The following is a 3,502-nucleotide window of genomic DNA, read 5'->3' as shown; positions in this document are numbered from 1 at the left end:
CCATGGAGCTTATGACATCTGATATGAAAGGCGACAATGTAACGGCGGTGCTTAAAGTAATAGCTATTCTTGAGGGTTTGGATGCCGTGGGAGAATCTAGCCTGGCGGACTTGTCACAACGTGCTGTAATGTCCAAAAGTACGGCCTATCGCTTTCTTCAGACCTTAAAAAACCTTGGCTACGTTACGCAAAATCCAGAGAGCGAAAAATACCGACTGACGATGAAGGTATTCGTACTGGGGAGCTCGGCATTAGGCAATGTAGATCTCATTAAAACGGCAGACCCTGCCATGGCCTCACTATCGAAACTGACACGAGAGGCTGTTCACCTAGGTACTTTAGACACCAGCACTGCCGAAGTCGTCTATGTCCACAAGTACAATTCGCATTTCAATTTATGCATGCATACGCGAATCGGTGACCGTAGCCCGGCCTACACTAATTCGATTGGGAAGGCACTACTCGCTCATTTGCCACAAAATCAGCTGGATACATTACTTCAAAATATAAAGCTCGAACCTCGCACAGAAAAAACAGTAACTTCCGAGCAAGTTTTAAAAAAAGAGCTTAGCTCTATAGCCAAAAGCGAGTTATCAGAAGATCTTGAGGAAATGGATGAAGGAGTCTGCTGTTTCGCCACGCCTATATTCGACCATAACGGTAAAGCCATTGCGGCCTTGAGTATGTCGATTCCCAGTATCCGTTACCATCAAGAAATAACAAATGAATACAAGAAAATACTTATTGAGGCAGGTCGTAATATCTCAGAGAATCTTGGATATGCAAAAAAGTGATAATTTACATGTCAACACCCATCGCTTACATTTTTTACTACTTTAACTAAGGCCAAAGCAACTGATTCGCAACACATAAGGATTTAGACTCAGTACGAAAACTGCATGCGCTAGGCCTACGTCTTTAAAATCAGATCGAGCGCAAGCCCGACCCGCTTTTCGCTTATTTACTGAATTCAACCAATTAATACAGCACCTGCGGTTTCAAGTGCTTCAGTGCATTCATCTAAGAAGACCTGGACTGGGGTTCGCCGGTATCCCAACCGCTTTCTTGGTCTATAGTTTAGCGTATTGATGAAACTTCAGACCTCGGCATTAGCCACTTTTCGGAAGCCAATACCTTTAGGAAAATACTGCCTAATCAAACTATTGTTGTTTTCATTGCTACCACGCTGAAATGAGCGGTACGGGTCGCCTTCCCAACGCCCAATATGGCGACGTTCTACCACCTCGGCAGGGCGCTGTTTAATTCCCGATGCGGGACCTTGCCCAACCCTACCCGTTTAGTTAACTGGCGCTGATAGCGCCGTTGGCGTGGCAGTCAGAGTCGTTTCCATAAGTCCCCGCCGTGCTTCTTGTCAACCCAGGTGAGCGCGTAGATCCGCTGATAGTTCACATAAACGCCGTTTGCATTGGCCATGAAGCCGCTGATTTTTTGAGGGCCCAATTTGTCCATTAATTGGCTAGCGACCCAACGAATCAGGCTTGATAGCCGCTTAGTCACTTTCCAAGCGCTACGTCAGCGTTGATCACTGGTCAACTGATCCTGTTCAGGCACATATCCACTGGTCAGATTTCAGATTGATATGCTTTATCTCGCAACTAACGGTGCTGCTGTGAAAGAAAAGAACCTTAGCTATCTGTCGCCGGCTGATGCCGATCTCAAAATAGGCGAAATTTTGGTATTGTTGGATCTGGGTCAGCTGTCGTTTGGAGTGCCCCAGGTTTCGTAGATACCTCCAGGCCTTATATCTTCTACTTGTAGAAATGTGTCCTGACTCAGAAGAAAACCAATTCTTATACCGACGAATTCAGAGAAGCGGCCATCAAACTGGCGATAGAATCAAATCAGCCTATCACCCAGTCCGCCTGATCACTGGGGATGAACTTCAACTACCCTGACACCGGGCCGGTTACTAGAATACGATTTAACATGTTAATTCCTTATTGCTTATGAAAAGCCACGTTTGTAAAAACACACGAAAAATTCAAAAATCTCGATCTTTATATAAAACAACGCTTTAAAAGCCGTATAGCGCTGCTGGGTTATCCACCAGAATTTTTTGACGCGTATCCACATCTGCCCAATGCAGCAGCACGTCAAGCTGTTCGGCATCATCCGGGTAGTGCTCGCGGGAGACGCCAACATGCGGCCAATTTGAGCCCCAGATTATTCGCTCAGGTGCGTGCTTGATTAACCGCTTTGCTATAAGTCCAACATCAGTATACTCAGGCCCGCCACTTAGACTGGCTTCATAACCAGCACAAATTTTCACCCAAGCATTGCCGCGATCCAGCAAGCGGAGAAGCTGCTCAACTCGGTGATCATCAGGAGCAACAGGTGGCATAAATTTGCCTATATGGTCGATGATGTAATCGGCTTTTACCGCGTTCAGTTTAGCCATATAGTCATCTATTTCGCGACCATTGAACTGCACCATCAAGTGCCAGCCAAACGCGCGCACTCGCTCTTCTAAGGTAGTTAAATCCTCAATTCCCACAGCCCCGCCAGGCAACTGCATAATCCTGGCACCCCGCGCCCCTTGTGCGTGTAGAGCCTCAATCTGTTGGTTGGAAGCATCCGGGGCAATGGCCACAATCGCACGTGCGCTATCCTGTCCAATTTCCTCCACTCCTTGCAAAGTAGCCCGATTATCCAACTGATAGGCATTAGGCTGTGTCACCACAACGCGCTCCAGCGAGAGCCGTTGCTGAACCTCTCGGTAATCGGCAACCGTTGCCAGCTCAGCTATTTTGGGGCCGCCTCGCTGCGCTTCAAAGCCGTCTAAAAATAGATGAATATGGCAGTCGGTTGCCCCTGCAAGTGCCTTATAAGCGGGCGGAACTCCTGTTAATTGACGAGTATTCGTAGGGATAGACAACGTTACTTCTCCCTGAATGAGTAAATGGATGGCGCTTCGAGGTTAATGTCAAAGGCCAGCGTTGGGCTGGCAATGGAAATCGGCTACTTGGCCGAACCGATGCGTTAATATTTAATTTGTTCGGGCAGAATAGGCTCATCAAATCATTCGATATCAAACGTCGTGGCGCGCTGACTTAGTTCAATCGTTTGCTGTGAAAACAGCAAGACAGTTGGGTCGAGACTGCCATTTCAAAGCGCTTAGCTCAATATTCATACACGCAGGGCACTGACATTTGCCTCTCTTTAAGAAGCTACAGTTAGCCCGTCCTTTCACCAGCCCAGCTCGGAGAAAAGGTTGGTAAGAAGCCTGATTGCGTGCTACCACAGGCGTTATATTGCCGTAGGAGCAAGCGTTACCCGTTGAGACAGAGAAAATTAACGGATGTCCTGAAACAGTCACATTCATAACTGGCCAATCATATTTATATGAAGTTGTTAGATATGCGGGGGCGCTGGCTGCGCAGATTAAACGCATGGCAATCTTTGCCAATCCACAGTATGTTTCAAAACACAGGCATCTCGTTTCTCAACGCATGGTATTCCTCGCTACATAACCTGTGCCTGA

The 3,502-nt window shown here is 47.2% G+C and carries 2 protein-coding genes; one reads left to right on the top strand and one right to left on the bottom strand.

Going from position 1 to position 3,502, the window contains the following annotated elements; genetic code table 11:
- A partial coding sequence (kdgR, locus tag AC0UA9_RS16855) for a DNA-binding transcriptional regulator KdgR (protein WP_475661830.1) occupies positions 1–794 on the top strand: 794 nt, incomplete at its 5' end.
- Between the two features lie 1,241 nt (positions 795–2,035).
- Here kdgR and AC0UA9_RS16850 read toward each other — a convergent pair.
- On the bottom strand, positions 2,036–2,896 hold the full coding sequence (locus AC0UA9_RS16850) for an amidohydrolase family protein (protein ID WP_475661829.1): 861 nt from the start codon (positions 2,894–2,896) through the stop codon (positions 2,036–2,038).
- Between the last annotated feature and the right edge of the window lie 606 nt (positions 2,897–3,502).

Source organism: Colwellia sp. F1, from assembly GCF_056238625.1.
The sequence above is the reverse complement of the archived record's forward strand: the minus strand, read 5'-3'. Positions and strand labels throughout refer to the sequence as shown.